Below are 19,166 nucleotides of genomic sequence, written 5' to 3'. Positions count from 1 at the left end.
GAAAGCAGCCTGAAAAATTTGCAAGATTTCAGGCTGCTTATTGATGAATGGATTATCTATCAATTTGCTGTTTAACGTCTTTTTTTGCTGAACCATTGTGCTAATACAATCAGTAAAATCATTAATCCGCGATATTTCAATGATTTAGGTAGTAATGCCAGTTGCCAAGCCGATGATGATACCGAGCTAGCTGCCTGAAGAAATTGATTAGCGGGAGTATGTTGATTTTCATGCAACTGATTATCTAATTTTTTGCGATGAGTGGCAGCGAGTTTGAGTCGCGCCAATTCGCATTGCAATTGCAACAATTCACGTTCTTCATCGTGTTTGATTGACATGATTTAATCCTTTGATATATTTAAAGGTTTTTCACCGCGTAAGGCGCGAATATCATTTTGTAATGCACCCAAAGTTTCACTGATTTGCCCACTACTGTGTTTCCATATGATTGGAATCCACAACATTAAACCAAAACAAATCAATAAAGTAAGTGCTGCTACGCTGAAAAATACACGAATTTTCCAAATATCAGGCAACACCACGTTTAGTCCCAGCAGCATTGCCATCAAGCCAATTAAACTCAAAACCGCCATCACCACTACTGCCGAAAAAATTTTAATAATAACAGCTAGTTGTTCATTGGCATCTAGGCGCAACATCCGCAAGCGCAGTAAAATCAAATCGCTACCTTGCCCCCAAATGGTTTTGAAATGCGCCCATTCTTGTTTGATGCTCATATTATGTCCTTTTATTTTCTTGATTATTTTTCAGGCTGCCTGAAAAATAAAACCGCCAGCAAATTATCAACTAATCTGCTAAGCGGTTTTTCTATCATAGCCAATTAGTGGCGATTGAGTTAATTAGCTGCGGTTGAGCAATACGCCCACAACCAAACCAGCTAAAGCAGCAAAACCCATGGCATAATAAGGTTTTTCGTTTACGTAATCATCGGCTGCTTTAGCGTGATGACGAACTTGTTCCATTGCACGCTCTTCCAAACCTTGCAATTTGTCTTGAGCCACATTCAAGCGGTCTTGCAATTTGGCACGTAAACGTTGTACTTCGTCTGCACCCAATTTTGAACCCTCATCATACAAAGATTCTACATCTTTGAGGACATTTTGAATTTCATTCAACAAATCTTCTTTTTGGTTTTTCAAATCACGTTTCATGGTGTAACTCCTTGATTTCGTTATTGGCCGCCACATGACGACTGTTTTTAACTATAGCAATCATTATCATGAGATGCAAGGGTAAATCTAATTTTTTTTTCTAATTGTTTATTTTATAAGAAATAAATATAGTTAATGTATTTATTTTCATAAAATATATGGTTTTCAGGCTGCCTGAAACACCGTACAATTGATTTTTTATGATTTCTATTTTGAGAGTATTATTATGCGAATGATTCATTCTATTCAAGAATATAAAGAATGGCGCAATAACGTTTCCAGCGTAGCCTTTGTGCCGACTATGGGTAATTTGCACGAAGGGCATTTGGCGTTGGTGCAGCGCGCTAAAGCAGAAGCTGATAATGTGGTGGTCAGTATTTTTGTGAATCGTTTGCAATTTGGGCAAGGCGAAGATTTTGATAAATACCCACGCACTTTGGAACAAGATGCAGCTAAATTGCGTGATGCAGGTGTGGCGGTGCTGTTTGCGCCCGATGAGCGCGAGTTGTATCCGAACGTTACGCAACAATATCACGTTGAGCCACCAAATTTGCAAAATGAATTGTGTGGTGTGTTTCGTCCGAATCATTTTCGCGGCGTGGCAACTGTGGTTACGAAATTATTTAATATTATTCAAGCAGATGTAGCGTGTTTTGGTAAAAAAGATTATCAGCAATTAACCATTATTCAAGGTATGGTGCGTGATTTAAATATGCCAATTCGCATTGTGCCTGTGGACACTGGGCGGGCAGCAGACGGTTTGGCGTTGTCCAGTCGCAATCAGTATTTAAGTGAAGCTGAACGCACTCAAGCCCCTGAATTGTATCAACAATTAAAATGGGTGGTGGCACAACTCCAATCGGGTAATCAGCATTACACGGCTTTGGAAAATTCTGTTAAATCTACTTTATCATCAAATGGTTGGGTGGTTGATTATGTTGAAATTCGCGAATCAGGCAGCCTGAACGTGGCACGTGTGGGCGACAAACATTTGGTGGTTTTGGCGGCGGCACGTTTGGGCAATACGCGTTTGATTGATAATTTGGAATGTCATTTATAACGTGGGTTTGGGATACAAATTATTTTTGGGGCTTGCAATCACACGTTTTTCAATTGCCCAATTGGCGATGTAATTCAATCACCTTTTCAGGCAGCAATTTGCGTAAACAATCGGTGTGTCCCAACGGACATTCGCGCTGAAAACATGGACTACACGCCAAATTCAATGTGGCTATTTTCGCGGTTTTGCTTAATGGCGGCGTGTGGTCGGGGCTGGACGAGCCGTACACCGCCACCAATTTCGCGCCAACTGCCGCCGCCAAGTGCATCAAACCGCTGTCATTGCACACCACACCATCAGCACACGCCAACAAATCAATCGCTTCTGCTAAACTGGTTTTGCCACACAAATTCACACACACGCTGCCTGAAAGCCGATTGATTTCTTCTGAAACATCAAAATCTTTCTGCGAACCAAATAGCCAAATTTGCCAACCTAATGCCACATAATGTTGTGCGGTGGTGGCGAAATGTTCAGGCAGCCAGCGTTTGGCTACGCCATATTCTGCTCCTGCGCATAATGCCATGATTTTTTTGTTTTTATTTAATCCATGCGTGGCAAGTGCTGCAGCTTGACTGTCGGGATTGATTTGCAGACGCGGTTGGGTGGATTTTCCTGTGAAATTACCTGCTAACGCGGTGTATCTGTCCGCCATGAGTGGCAATTTTTGTTTGTCTAATTTGTATAAATCATTCAATAAAATATAACGCATTTCGCCAATATAGCCCGTACGCTGTGCTGCGCCTGTGCCAAATGCGACAATGGCGGATTTGAGTGAGTTGGCTAATACAATCACTTGGTTATAGCCACGTTTACCGAGTTCGCGCCCTAATTTCCAGCGTTCACGCACATTTAACGTGCCATGCCCAAACGGATTTTCAATCACATCATGAATTTCAGGCATTCGCGCAAACACCGCCATAGACCATTTAGGTGCAAAAACATCAATTTGGCAATTGAGGTGCAATTCGTGTAGACGATGATAAAGCGGTTGTGTCATCACGCAATCGCCAATCCATGATGGCGAAATAATTAAAATTTTTTTAACCATAATAATAAATTAATTAAAAAACAAAAAGGCTGCCTGAAAACACAAATTATTTCTTACTTAACGTAAATCCTGTAAATCCAAAAATCATCGTTAAAATCAAGCACAAATAACAAAAAAACGCATACGGTAAATAATCCATTACGCTCACTTTCAACACATGTGAAATAAATACGCCACAGACGCTCCATGGTACAAGTGGATTGATGACCGTGCCAGCATCTTCCAGTGTGCGCGACAAATTGCGATGATGCAAACCCAGTTTGTCATACACAGGTTTGAACGTTTCACCAGACAGCAAAATAGACAAATATTGCTCACCAATCAATACATTAATTCCCACGCTTGTCGCTGCTACTGAAAAAGTTGCACGCCCAGCAGTTGTTAAAAAGCGGCGCATTGCGTCAAGCAGCGCAGGAATCACGCCCAATGCAAACAGCAATCCACCCAAACTCAATGCCAAAATCACCACCGTTTGCGTGAAAAACATACTTTCCAACCCACCACGTTGTAATAATTTGGCAATGTTTTCACCCAAATGCTCATTTTTAAAACCACCAAAAAACCAACCACCCAATTGCCTCAAGCTTGGTGAACTGTGAATATAAGTAATTGAAGTTGATAGAATAATTGTCCATAACATTGTTAAATTTGCATTCACTTTACGTAACGCCAACACCACTAAAACCACAAATGGCAATAACGCATAACCATGTACCAAACCGCTTGCTTGTAATTGATTTTGAAGTGAAATCACGCTTTTCAGGCTGCCTGAATCCACGCTTGGCACAAACCATGTGAATATCATCGCTGTTAAAATCAACGCTGGCACGGTGGTATATGCCATATTTTTAATATGTTCAAACAAATCAACGCCCACTGTAGCAGCGGCAATCCCTGTGGTGTCCGATAACGGCGACATTTTATCGCCAAAAAATGCACCTGATACCACTGCTCCTGCGGTAATCGCGGCATTTGCACCAAAGGCTTCGCCCATACCCATAAACGCCACGCCGACTGTCGCGCAAGTCGTCAAGCTGCTGCCAATGGATACGCCAATCACGCCACACAATAAAAATGCCGATAAATAAAAAAATTGCGGTGAAATCAAACCAAAACCGTAATACATCAAGGTTGGAATCGCCCCACTCATCATCAAAGACGAAACCAGTAACCCAATAAAAAAGAACAAATAAACTGCGCCCATGCCTTGTTCAACAGATTGTGCCATGCGTTTTTGCATTTCGTTCCAATGAATGCCGCGCATCATGCCATAAGCCAACAACGCAAGTAGGGCGGTCAGAATGGTTAAATGCGGTACCCATTCTAATTGAATAATGGTAAACCCCATCATCGCCACCAAAATAATAACAATACCCAAAGCTTGTTGGGTGTTGAGTGTGAGTAAAGGTTGTTTGCTAATCATGTTATCGTTTTAAAATCAAAATTAAAATTTTAGGGAAATTTTTAGGTTGCTTTTTTCAGCTACAGGCTGCCTGAAAACCAACTACGTTGTTTTAAACACCGCTGCCATCGCATCAGCTACAGCGTCAATGTTGCCATCGTTGAGACCAGCCACGCACAAACGCCCCGAATCGAGCAAATAAATCGCAAATTCATCACGCAAACGCTGCACTTGCGCCACCGTCAAACCCGTATAACTGAACATTCCGCGCTGTTTAATAAAATAGCTGAAATCTTTTTCAGGCAGCCTGCGACTCAACACATCGTATAATTTTTGGCGCATTTGGCGAATGCGGTCGCGCATTTCATATACTTCGGTTTGCCATTGAATAAGCAACTCTTTGTTTGATAAAACATAATACGCTATCAAACCACCTTGCGCAGGGGGGCTGGAATAAATGTGGCGCACATTCAATTTCATTTGTCCAAGTACCAATTCTGCTTCTGCCGCGTTTGGTGCCAGTACCAACAACGCACCCACACGCTGACCGTATTGCGACATATTTTTGGAAAATGAGCAACTTGCAAATAATGGTAAATTCATTGCCACAGCCTTGCGAATCGCGTACGCATCGCTGTCAAAATCGCCACCAAAACCTTGATACGCCATGTCCATAAACGGAATCAATTTGCGTTCAGCAACGATTTGCAAAATCGTATCCCACTGTTCTGGCGATAAATCCACGCCAGTCGGATTGTGGCAGCAAGGGTGCAGCAACACCACGGTATTTTCAGGCAGCGTGTTGAAAAATGCACACATTTGGGTAAATCTCACACCAATCGTGTTGGCATCATAATAGGGATAGCTACCAACTTCAAAACCTGCACCTTCAAAAATACCACGATGATTGTCCCAAGTGGGGTCGCTAACGTACATTTTGGTTTGTGGCAACCAGCGATGAATAAATTCTGCACCCAGTTTTAACGCGCCTGAACCGCCCAAAGTTTGCACCACTACCACGCGATTTTCAGTTAAAACGGGGTTGTCTGCACCCAAAATTAATTTGGCGACTTCGGTGCGAAAACCTGCGTGTCCTTCCATAGGCAAATAGCTTTTGACACCAAAACCGATTTGTTTTTCAGCAGTTAGCACGCTGTTAGGTAAAGGCATTTTTCCATTATTATCAAAATAAATGCCAATGGCTAAGCTGATTTTATTGGGACGTGGGTCGTTTTGGAAGGTTTCCACCAAGCTAAGAATGGGGTCGCCTGCGTAATGTTGAACGTGTTGATACATCATCATTTCCTAAAAAATATGCAGTGGATACAACAAAGCGTATTGTAACCGATGCGAAAGTTTTCAGGCAGCCTGAAAACTGTTTTTGTTGTGAATTGTAATTTATGGTTAAAAATTGTTGTTTTTTTTATATCAAAAGAATAAAATTTAAGTGTATAATCTAAAAAAAGGTGGATTGATTAAATAATTAATATTAACAAGGAAAATTATGATGAATACTCGTTTAATTTCTGTTTTAATCAGTGGGTTGTTTTTAGTTGCTTGTCAAAAAGAAGCTCCAAACTCGCCAGCATCTACGGAAAATAAAACGTCCAGTACGGCGGTGGAAACTGGGATGATTTCCCCTCAAGTGGATGTTGCGCCTCGTCCCGCATTCAATGCAAATTGGAAAACATATACATTCGCTACTGAGCCTAATTACCCTCCTCTTGAATATCGTAATAAAAATACTGAAATTATTGGTTTTGAAACGGATATTTTGTATGCAGTGGCAGAGAGCGCACAATTTAATGTGAAATTGGAGGCGATACCTTTAGCAAATTTTGATGCTACTTTGTCTAATAAACAGGCAGATGCTTGGATTTCTGGATTAATTCTTAGTGATGAGTTACAGAAAAAAGTAGCGGTTAGTCAACCTTTTTTGGAAAATTCAGTGGTTGTCGGGGTGTTGGATAAACCTGAAAATGCCAATATTAAAACAATCAACGACTTGAAAGATAAAGGAATCAGCGTCAGTGCTTACTACCCACCTGATATGAAAGATTTGGCTAAACAAATCAGTAACAACAAAATGACTGAACGCCGAAGTATTTATTTGTCATTGCAAAGCGTGTTTAAAGGGGAAACTGTTGGTGTATTAGCAGAAGACCGCGCATTGCAATATTTTGAGAAAATTCATGATGAAAAAAATGGTTTGAAATTCCGCTTCATTCCAACCAATGCGCCTAAACACCAATTGGTTTTTGGTGTTGCTCAAGATAACCCTGAATTACTGGCACAAATTGATAAAGGTTTGAGTGCGATTAAAGCCAATGGTTCATACGATAAAATTGTGAACAAGTGGTTTGGTACCAAATAAAATTTAAGTTAGACTCAAAAATCCTACCTGCGAGATGTTATGGTTATTCACCTTTAAATAAGATGGCGTTGTAGCGGCTTACTGTGTGCTGATTTATGCCGCTCCGCTTATCTTATTTGAATTTGCACGCCGTGTTTTTCAGGCTGCCTGAAAACGTAAACGGTTCATATTCTGTATTGATTTCAAAATCATCAAAAATCAGTTTCACAAAGATTTTTGCTTATGAATTTTCTCTGTTCATTTCCGTTAATTTTAAAAAGCGCGTGAAATGCCAACGTTGCCAAATGGATAATGCTTGACCTGTGCTGATGGCGCGCGTGGAGATTTCATGATATACGCGAACTGGTGTATTGTTGGTTACAATTTTTTCATCATTATTAGATAATTGGATGACATCGCCAATTTGTATTGTAGCAGCGGTGAATTTGGAGACACGTTCTAAGGTAAGTTGGGTGTCAATGGGTTTTGGGGTGGGCAGTTTTTTGCCATGATATTGATAATCTTGACTAAAATTTGTGTAATCGACGCGACCAGTTATGCGGAGCGGATAATATTCGGTTGCCAAGCACGCAGTTTGTTGCGAATCCAATGCACATTGCACCGCTGCATGGCGTGGCTGCCAATGTTGTTGATTAGGGTAGGTTTGAATTTGTTTGGGGGCGGACATTTTTTCTATCATATTATTTTTCTGATGTTGTTTTTTCAGGCTGCCTTGTAAATGAATGGAAAGGCAGCCTGAAAATGAAGTGAATTCAAATTTGATTTTAATCTTAACGTTGCGCCAAAACCGCTGCACTCAAATATTGTTTCATGCCATCGGCAATGGATTGCGCCACTTTTTTACGGAAACTGGTGCTACGCAACAAGGCTTCGTCTTGCGGATTGGACAAAAACGCCGTTTCCACCAAAATAGAAGGAATATCAGGCGAACGCAATACCACAAAATTAGCTAAGTTGATTTCATTTTTGATTTTATTGTGTTTTCCCAATTGATTCAGCACCAAACGCGCCAAACGGCTGCTGTCTGTGATGGTTTGTGATTGCAGCATATCCATTAAGACGTTATTTACTTCGCGGTTATTGCTCATCTTTACGCCACCGATGGTGTCGGAACGGTTTTGGCTGTCTGCTAACAATCGTGCTGCTTCACTACTTGCGCCACGTTCACTCAATACATACACACCTGTTCCGCGAGGTTCGGGGCGGTTTACCGAATCGGCGTGAATCGACACAAACAAATCGGCTTGTACGTGTTGTGCTTTTTGTGTCCGCACTTTGAGTGGGATAAATACGTCTTCATTGCGCGTCATGTAAACTTTGTAACCCAATGCTTCCAAACGTTTTTTTGTTTCACGCGCAATTGCCAACACCACTTCTTTTTCTTGCAAACCATTGGGACTGATGGCACCAGGGTCTTCGCCGCCATGTCCAGGGTCAAGCATAATCACAGGTCGGCGATTAGAACGCTTGGGTACGGCAGTTTGGCGGTAAGGCGATGAATTATTGATGGTATTGGTTGGGGATTTTACGCCCATATCATTCAATAATGCCAAAATCGGGTCTTCGCCTACGCGTCCATTGGCTGGGTACAAATCCATGACTAAACGGTGTTTAAAATTAGAAACAGGTTCTAAATTAAAGATTTGCGGATTAATATTGGATTTTAATTCCATCACAATGCGAATGGTGTTGTCGTCTTTTTGTCCAGCACGAATATTGCGAATATAAGGGTCGCTGTGTTGGACTTTCTGTGTGATGGTGTTTAATACATTGTTTAAATTTGCGTTTTCAATATCCACAATAATACGATTGGGATTATTTAACACAAAATATTTGTAATTAATTTTTTCGGTGGATTCCAACGTGATGCGTGTGTAGGCTTGTGCTGGCCAAATACGGACTGCTAAAAACTGATTGCGACTTGCTGCTAAAGCCAATTTGGGCGCACCCAACAACATTGCACCTGCCGATGCACCTAATAACTGACGGCGACTCAATTCTGCCATAAATTTAAACTCCGTTGTCCTGAAGCAGAATGCGCCGCTACGATACATAAGCGTCCGCCATTCTGCATGGAAAATGTGATGACCAAATCGGGCGCAGGGACAAACTCGCCCCCTTGTACTGCCCACTCAATTAAATTCACATGGTTGCCTGAAAAAAAATCGTCTAAACCCGCGTCTTGCCATTCTTCTGGGTAGCTAAAACGATACAAATCAAAGTGATTCAGTTCATATTCAGGCAGCCTGTAACTTTCCACAATCGCATAAGTGGGGCTTTTGACCGCCCCTTGATAGCCCAAACCGCGCAATAATCCACGCACAAACGTGGTCTTGCCCATGCCTAAATCACCATTTAAATAAATGACCAACGGCGCAGCAACACACCGCGCCCATTGTGTCCCCATTGCCAAAGTGGCGGATTCATCAGGCAAAAAAATAGATTGAGTCATATGTTTATCAATAAGGGTTGCGTTGTTGTAGAAGATGCTATTATATAACTTTTTGATATGCACCCCTAGACAGGCTGCCTGAAAAAACAAATTCAACGCTTTTTAATGGTGTTTTTGCCACAGAATTGATAATGTGAATCTGTACAGATGGATAATATGGTGAAATAAAATGAAATATCAATTAATTATGATGAGTGGTTTATTATTGAATGCGTGCGTGAGCGGATTGACGAGTGGCGATGGTGTATCGGTGGGCGTGGGGATTGGGGGAATGTTTGGTAACCGCATTGGTGTGGGAACCAGCATTCAGATGCCCACCCAAACCACACCGACCACGATTCATTTTGATGCACAAGGACGTTTAAGCGATGCAGCCAGCAAAAATGGCTTTTACCGCCAAATTATTAGCAAACAATCAGCAAATCAATATATTGTGCAAGATTTTTATGAGATGGGTGGCGCAAAACGTACTGATCCAATGCCATTAACCGCCAGTCAATTGTATGTGTTCCGTGCGACACCAGCCAATGGCGCGTTAACCGTGTACAGCATCAACGGCACCATCTTGCAACAGCAAATATTTCAAAATAATCAAGTTATTCAATAAGTTAAAAAATATGGATTTCGCCAGCAATCGGATTGGCATCAAGTCGTGCATAGCTTTTTTGGACATCGTTTTCACTCACGCCGTGCAAGTTGAGAAAAAAACGATGCAGCCGATAAACTTCCACCACAAAACCATGTTGTAGCGCAGCATCAATCCATTGTTGGCAGGTTTTGGCTTTTTGGTTGGGGTTCGCGTTGATGACGAGCATAGGGCGATGCGGTTCGCGTTGTCCTTGTGCAAATGCGGCTTGTTGCGCTGCCATATTATCGCGATGTGCTTGAGCAAATTTCTCAAAATCAAAATGATATACGCCATTTTTATCGGTCAAAGCCAAGTCATTATCAATGTGAATGATGTGTGCATCAGGAAAATTTTCTTGAAATTGGTGAATCTGGGTGCGTGCAAATGTGGATTTGCCCGAACCTTCGTGTCCGCGTAATAAAATAAATTTTTGCATTAAATTTCTCTAAAATTTTCTTTCAGGCAGCCTGAAAATCACATTAATGCCAAGGCATTCAAAGATTTTTCGCGCAATCCATTTTGTGGCGTGAGCGTTAAATTGGGTAATTCCAACGTGTAAGGCATGCCTGTTTTGTCGGCTTGCAACACGCGATAAGTCAGCAAACTTGCCAATTTTTCCATTGGCGTACCTAGTGGATAATCCAAATAAGAAATTTTCTCACTGTGCATGGCGGGCGGTGGTTCGTCAAACACTTTGTCCATCAATTCGCCGCGTTTGGCATACACTTTCCACGCAACATGTTGTAAACTTGCGCTTTTCTGATGATTTTTCAAATACGCAATATCATCGCCGTGCATACCAGCATATTGGGCGATTTGGGTGTCATCGGATTGGGCAGCGACACCAAAATCGTGGTGTGGCAGGGGCGCAGCAAATGCCACCGCATTGGATTGCCATTGCACCCGACATTCCGCTTGAAACAAACCAAATGGTGCAGAAGTGGCTAATTGTATAAATAAATCAGTCGGAAAATAACCACGTTGCGTGATGGGGATTGCCCATTGCCACTCTTGTTCTTTCAGGCTGCCTGAAAGCGTGGCGCATTGCCAAATGGTGAATTGGTTGGGTTGATTTTCGTCAATTTGTTTGGCGTATTCGCCACGCCACCACACCACGCGTAAACGTTTGCCTGCATTTAATTTGAAACGCACATCTGCATGTTCTCCTGCAAATACTTCATCTGAAAACAAAATATTGACATTCAAACCCAATAATTGTCGTTTGGTAATCAACGCCACCACGCCAATCAATCCCAGCACCCAAAAGCAAACCGCGTATGCCACGTTCACTTGATAATTGACCGCACCAATCCAAATTGCCAAACTCAATAATAACAATGTGATACATAATTTTGTCGGGCGCAAACGAACGTGTTGACCCGATACCAAACCATCTTGATGAACGATTAAATTTTCTTTTGCTTTCAGCATAATATTATTTTTTTATTGGTTAATGAATTTGATGTTTCGCCAATTTAATTCACAAAAATTATTTCATCAATTGAATCAACATATTTTCATAAATTGCTGACAATTTATCAATATCCGCCAATTCAATGTGTTCATCAATTTGATGAATGGTGGCATTAACAAAACCCAATTCAATCAATTCATTGGCAATCGCTTTGATGAAACGTCCGTCCGAAGTGCCTCCTGTGGTGGACAATTCCGCTTGAATGCCACAAATTTCGCCGATGGCACGTTGTGCGACTTCGGTTAATTGACCGGCTTCGGTCAAGAACGGATTGCCCGACAAGCTCCAATCCAAATCGTATTGCAAACCATGTTTGTCTAAAATTTCATGCACACGCGTTTTCAGGCTGCTTTCAGTTTGTTCGGTAGAAAAACGAAAATTGAATTTGACATTGACCACAGCAGGAATAACGTTGGTTGCGCCTGTACCACCATTGATATTGGAAATCTGGAAACTGGTGGCAGGAAAATATGGGTTGCCTGTGTCCCATTCGGTGGCAGCAAGCTCGGCTAGTGCTGGTGCAGCGGCATGAATGGGGTTTTTGGCTAAATGTGGATAAGCAATGTGTCCTTGTTTGCCATGCACCGTTAGGTTGCCTGAAAGGCTGCCACGTCTGCCATTTTTCAGCGTGTCGCCCAGTTGATTGACGGCGGTAGGTTCGCCCACAATGCAATAGTCAATTTGTTCGCCACGTTGTTTTAGTTGTTCTACTACTTTGGTTGTGCCATCATGCGCGTCGCCTTCTTCGTCCGAAGTAATCAACAGCGCAAGGCTGCCTGAAAAATGAGGATTGGCTGCAATAAAACGTTCACAAGCCGTAACAAAACAGGCAATCGCGGTTTTCATATCGGCTGCACCGCGTGCGTAGAGTTTGCCGTTGTGTTCAGTCGGCGTGAATGGGTCAAACGTCCATTGGTTTACATCGCCTGTTGGCACGACATCGGTGTGTCCTGCGAAACACAGTAGCGGTGCGTTATTACCGCGTTTGGCGTAGAAATTTTTGGTGTTGCCAAAGTGCATTTCTTCAATCTCAAAACCGATGGCGCGTAGGCGTGCGGCTAGAATTTTTTGGCAATTTTTATCATCGGGAGTGATGGATTGTTCGGTCAATAATTGTTTGGCTAATGCGAGTGTGGTCATATTCAGGCTGCCTGAAAAATCAAAAGTGCCATTTTAACGCAGAAATTCATTTCATTTTTAGATTAATTTGATTGAGTGAATGAGTATGCGTTTTTTTCAGGCAGCCTGAAGATGCAAAATTCCGTTATAATTCGGTCATTTTTCAACCACCGTGAGTTTAAATCACCATGTCTGTTGTTACCGCTTTGCGTGGCGCGTGCGCATTATCGCCATTTCGTATTCAAAAATTGCAGCAAAAAGCTGTGCAAATTGGGTTGCCACAAACGCAAATTGCCAGCGAATATTGGTATTTCGTTGCGTCTCATCAACCTTTAGACAATCTGACCATTGAAAAATTAGAGGCTTTGTTGGCAGCTAAGCGCGTTGAATCGCCAGCTGTTGAACAGAGCCTTTTTTTGATTACGCCACGTATCGGCACGATTTCGCCGTGGGCGAGTAAAGCGACCGATATCGCGCAAAATTGCGGCATCGCTGGCGTTGAACGCATTGAGCGCGGTACGGCGATTTATCTTTCAGGCAGCCTGAACGCAGCAGAACGCACTAAATGGGCAAATTTATTGCACGATCGCATGACTGAATCGGTGTTGTCTGATTTTCAGGCAGCCGAAAAATTGTTCATCGCGCATCAAGACCAAACCTTTGAAACGGTGGATATTTTGGTTGGCGGACGCGCAGCGTTGGAAAGTGCAAACAAAAGCATGGGTTTGGCTTTGTCGCCTGACGAGATTGATTATTTAGTGGAAAATTATCAACAACTTAACCGAAATCCGTCCGATGTGGAATTGATGATGTTTGCGCAAGCCAATTCCGAGCATTGCCGCCACAAAATTTTCAATGCAGATTTTATTTTGAATGGCGAAAAACAAGAAAAATCGCTGTTTCGCATGATTCGCGACACGCACGAAAAATCGCCTCATGGCACCGTTGTGGCGTACAAAGACAATTCATCTGTGATTGAAGGCGCAGAAGTTGAGCGTTTGTATCCAAATGCACAGAATGCCCAACAATATGATTTTCATCATGAAAATACACACATCATCATGAAAGTAGAAACCCATAATCACCCAACCGCCATCGCACCATTTGCAGGCGCAGCAACAGGCGCAGGTGGCGAAATTCGTGATGAAGGCGCAACGGGGCGTGGTTCGCGTCCGAAAGCAGGTTTGACAGGTTTCACGGTTTCTAATTTGAATATTCCTGATTTCAGGCAGCCTTGGGAGCGCGATTATGGCAAGCCTGAACACATTGCTTCGCCGTTGGATATTATGATTGACGCGCCATTGGGTGGCGCGGCGTTTAATAATGAATTTGGTCGCCCGAATTTGCTGGGCTATTTCCGCACGTTTGAGATGAAACATGGCGACACGGTGCGCGGTTTCCACAAACCGATTATGATTGCAGGCGGTTTGGGCAACATCAACGCCGAACAAACGCATAAACACGAAATCCCCGAAAGCGCATTGTTAATCCAGTTGGGTGGCAAGGGTATGTTGATTGGCTTGGGTGGCGGCGCGGCTTCGTCTATGGATACTGGCAGCAACAACGCCGATTTAGATTTTAATTCCGTGCAACGTGGTAACCCCGAAATGGAACGCCGTGCGCAAGAAGTGATTGACCGTTGTTGGCAGTTGGGTGCGGACAACAATCCAATTATTTCCATTCACGATGTTGGCGCAGGCGGTTTATCCAATGCGTTTCCTGAATTGGTAAATGACGCTGGACGCGGCGCGAAATTTGCCTTACGCGATGTGCCATTGGAAGAACACGGCTTGAATCCTTTGCAAATTTGGTGCAACGAGTCGCAAGAGCGTTATGTATTGGCAATTTTGCCCGAAAATTTGGCTTTATTCCGCGAAATTTGCGAACGTGAACGTTGTCCGTTTGCGGTGGTTGGTGTGGCGACTGATGACGGTCATCTGCAAGTACGCGATGATTTGTTCAATAACCAGCCTGTGGATTTGCCATTAAATGTATTACTGGGTAAACCGCCCAAAACCACACGCACAGACGAAACTTTTAGGCTGCCTGAAAGCCAGTTTGACGCGTCGAAATACGATTTGCGCGAAAGCGTTTACCGTGTATTGCGGTTGCCAGCGGTTGCCAGCAAACATTTTTTGATTACGATTGGCGACAGAAGTGTAGGCGGTATGACGCACCGCGACCAAATGGTGGGCGCGTATCAAGTACCGATTGCCGATTGTGCGGTAACCATGATGGGTTTCAACACACATCGCGGCGAAGCCATGTCTATGGGCGAAAAACCAGCCGTAGCATTGGCAGATGCGCCTGCATCGGGGCGTATGTGTATTGGCGAAGCAATCACGAATATTGCAGCGGTGAACATTGGCGAGATTGGCAAGATTAAATTATCGGCGAATTGGATGGCGGCTTGTGGCGTGAAAGGCGAAGACGAGAAATTGTATCGCACGGTGCAAGCCGTTTCCGAGATTTGCCAAGATTTGGGCGTGAGCATTCCTGTTGGCAAAGACAGTTTATCCATGAAAACCGTCTGGAACGACAAGGGCGAGCAAAAATCGGTGGTGTCGCCATTGAGTTTGATTATTTCGGCATTTGCGCCTGTAGCGGACGTTCGCAAAACGGTTACGCCTGATTTAAAACCGATTGAAAATAGCGTGTTATTGCTGGTTGATTTGGGTTTTGGCAAATCGCGCATGGGTGGTTCGGCTTTGGGGCAAGTGTGGAATGACTTGGGTGGCGAAGCACCTGATATTGATGCAGACACATTAATCGTGTTCTACGAAATCATGCAACAACTGGTTGCCGAAGACAAATTGTTGGCGTATCACGACCGTAGTGATGGTGGTTTATTTGTTACTTTGGCGGAGATGGCGTTTGCAGGGCGTGCTGGGTTGCGGATTGATTTGGAAAGCGATTTTGCCATGGAACGCTTGGTGGAAAATCGCACCGACCAAGACATTTTGTTTAATGAGGAATTGGGCGCAGTGTTACAAATTCGTAGCGAAGATTTGTCTTACGTTCAAGCTTTGTTTGAACAACGCGAATTCCCTGAATTGCTGTATCAAATTGGGCAGCCTGAAATTGGCAGCGACCGCATCGTGATTGGCGAACACACGTTTAATCTGCTGGAACTGCAAAAAATTTGGCAAGAAACGTCTTACCAAATCCAAAAATTGCGCGATAACCCAGAATGTGCCGACAGCGAATTTGCCTTGATTGGTGATGAAAAAGCGAAATTGTTTGCCAATTTAACGTTTGATTTAAAAGAAGATATTGCTGCACCCTTTATTTCAGGCAGCCTGAAACCGAAAATCGCCATTTTGCGTGAACAAGGCGTAAACGGACACATTGAAATGGCGGCCGCATTCAAACGCGCAGGTTTTGACGCGATTGACGTGCATATGTCCGATTTGATGGCAGGGCGCGTGAATTTGGCGGATATGCAGATGTTGGCGGCTTGTGGCGGATTCAGTTATGGAGACGTATTGGGCGCGGGCGAAGGTTGGGCGAAGTCTATTTTGTTCCACGAAAAATTGCGCGACCAATTCGCAGCATTTTTCGCTAATCCAAACACGTTGACTTTGGGCGTGTGTAACGGCTGCCAAATGGTCAGCAATTTGGCGGAAATTATCCCCAATTCAAATGGTTGGGCAAAATTCAAACGCAATGAATCCGAACAATTTGAAGCGCGTTTGAGCATGGTCAAAGTTGCCCAATCGCCGTCTTTGATTTTGTCGGAAATGGTGGGTTCTGCTTTGCCTGTGGTTGTGAGTCATGGCGAAGGTCGCGCCGATTTTGCGCATTTAGGCGGACAAATGCCGTCTGAATTGAACATCGCGTTGCAATATGTAGACGGCTTGGGTGCAGTTACGCAGCAATATCCTTTAAATCCAAATGGTTCACCGAAAGGCATCGCGGGCATCACCACCACAGACGGGCGCGTTACCATTATGATGCCACACCCCGAACGCGTGTACCGTACCGCCCAGATGTCGTGGCTGCCTGAAAGTTGGCGCGATAGCGAATTAAGTGGGTGGTATCGTTTGTTTGCGAGTGCGCGGAAAGTGATTGGGTAGCACAAAATAACATTCAGGCAGCCTGAAAGATTTTTTTTCGGGTTGCCTGAATTGTTCTTTGTCTCCAATGCCAGTAAAATGAAACGCATCTTCTTTCAACCATTTTTATAAGGAAAAAAATCATGGCACGTTTAGTGAAATTACATCGTTCGCATAATCATCGTATGATTGCTGGTGTGATGGGGGGAATTGCGGAATATTTGGGTTGGTCGCCGAATTTGGTTCGCATTGCGTTTGTGATTGCCTCGTGTGCAAGCGTGGCGATTCCGGGTATTATGATTTACTTGATTTTGTGGGTGATGATGCCCAATGCGACACCTGACTCGTATCGTTAAATTTTCAGGCTGCCTGAAAATATTCTTATAAAGAAAAATAAATATGACAATTTACACATTATTCGCCACTTGTCCACGTGGTTTAGAAACCATTCTAGTACAAGAATTACAACAACAAGGTTGTACCGATATTTCGCCGACAGATGGTGGCGCATCGTGCAAAGGCACATTGGCACAGGTTTACCGTGTGAATTTACATTCGCGTACCGCTAGCCGTGTGTTATTACAATTGACGCGCACCACTTATCGTAGTGAAGACGATATTTACAAAGCTGCCAAAAATCTGAAATGGCAAGAATGGTTTAACGTAAACCAAACATTCAAAGTCAAAGTGGAAGGCAAACGCGCCAATGTAAAAAGCCTTGATTTTATTGCGCTGAAAATTAAAGATGGCGTATGCGACCGTTTCCGTGACCAAGTCGGCGAACGCCCTAGTATTGATAAATCACGTCCAGATGTCCGCATTCATGCGTTTTTAGACGAGCGTAATGTGTCTATTTTTATTGATACCAGTGGCGAAGCCTTGTTCAAACGTGGCTACCGTCAAGACACAGGCGAAGCTCCTTTACGCGAAAATTTAGCGGCAGGTTTATTGTTGTTGGCAGGTTATGATGGTTCGCAATCGTTCCAAGACCCATTTTGTGGCAGTGGGACGATTGCGATTGAAGCAGCGTGGATTGCGTTAAACCGCGCTGTTGGTTTAAATCGCCGTTTTGGTTTTGAAAAATTGGCGAATTTTGACCGTGCCTTGTGGACAAAACTCAAATCCGAAGCACGCGCTCAAATCAAAGATAAACCGCAAGCTAAAATCAGCGCAAGCGACAACGACCGCGCCATGACCCGCGCTTGTCAAGAAAATGCGATGACAGCAGAAGTAGATATGTTTATTGAAATCAATATATTAGATGCACAATATACGCAACCGAATGGCGAGAAAGGGATTGTTTTATCGAATCCACCGTATGGCGTGCGTTTAGCGGAAGTGCAGGCTTTGCACGCATTGTATCCGCAATTGGGTAGCTGGCTGAAACAGCGTTATGCTGGTTGGACGGTTGGTATGTTTACAGGCGACATGGAAATGCCTAAACTCATGCGTTTGAAACCAAAACGCAAAATTCCTTTGTATAACGGTAACTTAGATTGTCGTTTATTTTTGTTTGATATGGTTTCAGGCAGCAATCGCGCAAAATAATTTCTTGTTTGGTAGAGTTTGGTTTCAGGCTGCCTGAAAAATTACTGGATAATAACATGATGATAAATATAAAATTTTTACCATTAATTGCCCTGTTGAGTGCCTGTGTTACCACCACGCACCAACCTGTTGCCACACCCATTGAAACCGATACCATTGGCGAAGTAGTCGCACAACTTTACACACCTATTGGGGCGGCATCGTCTGAAAATTCGCTACTGCCTGATGAATTTGAACAGCGTTTGACTCATTTGACTTTGGAAAACATGAAATTGCGACAAGAAGTCATGCGACTGAAAGAAAAATTGCAACCGCGCCCGACTCACATTCTTCCCACCATCGCACCTAAAAAGAAATTAATTAAAGCCAGTCATGTTTCTGGCACGCAGCCTGAAAAAACGTTACTCGCACCCGATGCGCCTGAAGTCCCCACGCTCGCACAAATTGCACCAGTTACCATCAAAAATGATGCGTATGAATTGGCACAAAAACAATTTCGGCAAAAAAATTATCAGCAAGTTATCAATATGTTACGCAATGCAGATGCCGGAGGCGATGGCAGCATTATGGCACGGAAACAAATGTATTTGCTGTTGTTGAGTCATCAAAAATTAAATAATTGTCAATCAGTTATCAATATCGGACAACGATTGGCAGGACGTTTTTCAGGCAGTCATGAAGCTGCTGAAGCACAGTTTATGGTCGGGCAATGCCAATGGGATATTCAACAGCGCGATATTGCCAAAGATACTTGGCGCAGACTCATCGCCAGTCAACCCAATAGTTCAGCTGCACAACGCGCCAAATTTGCTATTAATCAGAAATAACACA

The 19,166-nt window shown here is 43.3% G+C and carries 19 protein-coding genes; 7 read left to right on the top strand and 12 right to left on the bottom strand.

From position 1 onward, the window contains the following. Positions 1–71: 71 nt before the first annotated feature. The 3 genes from BWP33_RS10280 to BWP33_RS10270 all read right to left on the bottom strand — a co-directional run bounded on the left by BWP33_RS10280 (position 72) and on the right by BWP33_RS10270 (position 1,172). Positions 72–338, bottom strand: a complete 267-nt coding sequence (locus tag BWP33_RS10280) for a hypothetical protein (protein WP_002641383.1) — start codon at positions 336–338, stop codon at positions 72–74. A gap of 3 nt (positions 339–341) precedes the next feature. Then, positions 342–737 carry a phage holin family protein gene (locus BWP33_RS10275; RefSeq protein ID WP_002641384.1) on the bottom strand — a complete coding sequence of 132 codons (396 nt, stop codon included), beginning with the start codon at positions 735–737 and terminating at the stop codon, positions 342–344. Positions 738–860: 123 nt separating this feature from the next. Further along, positions 861–1,172 carry an ElaB/YgaM/YqjD family protein gene (locus tag BWP33_RS10270; RefSeq protein ID WP_002641385.1) on the bottom strand — a complete coding sequence of 104 codons (312 nt, stop codon included), beginning with the start codon at positions 1,170–1,172 and terminating at the stop codon, positions 861–863. A 226-nt stretch (positions 1,173–1,398) separates the two neighbouring features. On the opposite strand from BWP33_RS10270, the gene panC reads away from it, so the two are divergent. Further along, complete coding sequence (panC, locus tag BWP33_RS10265; RefSeq protein WP_002641386.1) at positions 1,399–2,232, top strand: pantoate--beta-alanine ligase; 834 nt, start codon at positions 1,399–1,401, stop codon at positions 2,230–2,232. 49 nt (positions 2,233–2,281) lie between these two features. On the opposite strand, the gene waaF is transcribed toward panC, so the two are convergent. The 3 genes from waaF to BWP33_RS10250 form a co-directional block, all read right to left on the bottom strand. Next, positions 2,282–3,283, bottom strand: a complete 1,002-nt coding sequence (gene waaF, locus BWP33_RS10260) for a lipopolysaccharide heptosyltransferase II (protein ID WP_002641387.1) — start codon at positions 3,281–3,283, stop codon at positions 2,282–2,284. A 46-nt stretch (positions 3,284–3,329) separates the two neighbouring features. After that, a complete protein-coding gene (nhaC, locus tag BWP33_RS10255; protein ID WP_002641388.1) occupies positions 3,330–4,706 on the bottom strand; it encodes a Na+/H+ antiporter NhaC in 1,377 nt (458 codons plus the stop codon). Between the two features lie 81 nt (positions 4,707–4,787). Then, on the bottom strand, positions 4,788–5,981 hold the full coding sequence (locus tag BWP33_RS10250; protein ID WP_002641389.1) for an amino acid aminotransferase: 1,194 nt from the start codon (positions 5,979–5,981) through the stop codon (positions 4,788–4,790). A gap of 211 nt (positions 5,982–6,192) precedes the next feature. Between BWP33_RS10250 and BWP33_RS10245 the strand changes: the two genes are divergently transcribed. Then, a complete protein-coding gene (locus BWP33_RS10245) occupies positions 6,193–7,059 on the top strand; it encodes a substrate-binding periplasmic protein (RefSeq protein ID WP_040628694.1) in 867 nt (288 codons plus the stop codon). Between the two features lie 220 nt (positions 7,060–7,279). Here the strand turns inward: BWP33_RS10245 and BWP33_RS10240 are convergent, their stop codons facing one another. Genes BWP33_RS10240 through tsaE form a run of 3 tightly spaced genes read right to left on the bottom strand, consistent with a single transcriptional unit; the run spans position 7,280 to position 9,511 of the window. Next, on the bottom strand, positions 7,280–7,855 hold the full coding sequence (locus BWP33_RS10240; RefSeq protein WP_155999524.1) for a hypothetical protein: 576 nt from the start codon (positions 7,853–7,855) through the stop codon (positions 7,280–7,282). After that, on the bottom strand, positions 7,830–9,065 hold the full coding sequence (locus BWP33_RS10235) for an N-acetylmuramoyl-L-alanine amidase (protein ID WP_002641392.1): 1,236 nt from the start codon (positions 9,063–9,065) through the stop codon (positions 7,830–7,832). Before BWP33_RS10235 ends, BWP33_RS10240 begins: the two co-directional genes overlap by 26 nt. After that, positions 9,053–9,511, bottom strand: coding sequence for a tRNA (adenosine(37)-N6)-threonylcarbamoyltransferase complex ATPase subunit type 1 TsaE (tsaE, locus tag BWP33_RS10230; RefSeq protein WP_002641393.1), 459 nt, complete (start codon positions 9,509–9,511; stop codon positions 9,053–9,055). The genes BWP33_RS10235 and tsaE overlap by 13 nt, the downstream gene beginning before the upstream one ends. Before the next feature lie 169 nt (positions 9,512–9,680). Here tsaE and BWP33_RS10225 point away from each other — a divergent pair, with 169 nt between their 5' ends. Further along, positions 9,681–10,118 carry a hypothetical protein gene (locus tag BWP33_RS10225; RefSeq protein ID WP_002641394.1) on the top strand — a complete coding sequence of 146 codons (438 nt, stop codon included), beginning with the start codon at positions 9,681–9,683 and terminating at the stop codon, positions 10,116–10,118. Position 10,119: 1 nt separating this feature from the next. On the opposite strand, the gene BWP33_RS10220 is transcribed toward BWP33_RS10225, so the two are convergent. The 3 genes from BWP33_RS10220 to dapE are packed head-to-tail and all read right to left on the bottom strand — an operon-like array spanning position 10,120 to position 12,753. After that, on the bottom strand, positions 10,120–10,575 hold the full coding sequence (locus BWP33_RS10220) for an AAA family ATPase (protein WP_002641395.1): 456 nt from the start codon (positions 10,573–10,575) through the stop codon (positions 10,120–10,122). Positions 10,576–10,613: 38 nt separating this feature from the next. Then, positions 10,614–11,570 (bottom strand): DUF58 domain-containing protein, encoded by a 957-nt coding sequence (locus BWP33_RS10215; RefSeq protein WP_002641396.1) that lies wholly within the window; start codon positions 11,568–11,570, stop codon positions 10,614–10,616. Positions 11,571–11,628: 58 nt separating this feature from the next. Beyond that, the gene (gene dapE, locus BWP33_RS10210) at positions 11,629–12,753 is read right to left on the bottom strand and encodes a succinyl-diaminopimelate desuccinylase (RefSeq protein ID WP_002641397.1); all 1,125 of its coding nucleotides are present in this window, start codon (positions 12,751–12,753) and stop codon (positions 11,629–11,631) included. Between the two features lie 167 nt (positions 12,754–12,920). On the opposite strand from dapE, the gene purL reads away from it, so the two are divergent. The 4 genes from purL to BWP33_RS10190 all read left to right on the top strand — a co-directional run bounded on the left by purL (position 12,921) and on the right by BWP33_RS10190 (position 19,162). Continuing rightward, the gene (gene purL / locus BWP33_RS10205) at positions 12,921–16,808 is read left to right on the top strand and encodes a phosphoribosylformylglycinamidine synthase (RefSeq protein ID WP_002641398.1); all 3,888 of its coding nucleotides are present in this window, start codon (positions 12,921–12,923) and stop codon (positions 16,806–16,808) included. 122 nt (positions 16,809–16,930) lie between these two features. Continuing rightward, entirely contained in the window at positions 16,931–17,143 is a 213-nt protein-coding gene (locus BWP33_RS10200) for a PspC domain-containing protein (protein ID WP_002641399.1), read from the top strand. Positions 17,144–17,186: 43 nt separating this feature from the next. After that, on the top strand, positions 17,187–18,335 hold the full coding sequence (locus BWP33_RS10195) for a THUMP domain-containing class I SAM-dependent RNA methyltransferase (protein WP_002641400.1): 1,149 nt from the start codon (positions 17,187–17,189) through the stop codon (positions 18,333–18,335). Positions 18,336–18,391: 56 nt separating this feature from the next. Continuing rightward, entirely contained in the window at positions 18,392–19,162 is a 771-nt protein-coding gene (locus BWP33_RS10190) for a tetratricopeptide repeat protein (RefSeq protein ID WP_002641401.1), read from the top strand. Positions 19,163–19,166 lie beyond the last annotated feature (4 nt).

This window comes from Simonsiella muelleri ATCC 29453 (assembly GCF_002951835.1).
Taxonomy (GTDB): Bacteria; Pseudomonadota; Gammaproteobacteria; order Burkholderiales; family Neisseriaceae; genus Simonsiella; species Simonsiella muelleri.
Note: the sequence above shows the minus strand (reverse complement) of the source record. Positions and strands in the feature narration are given on the sequence as shown.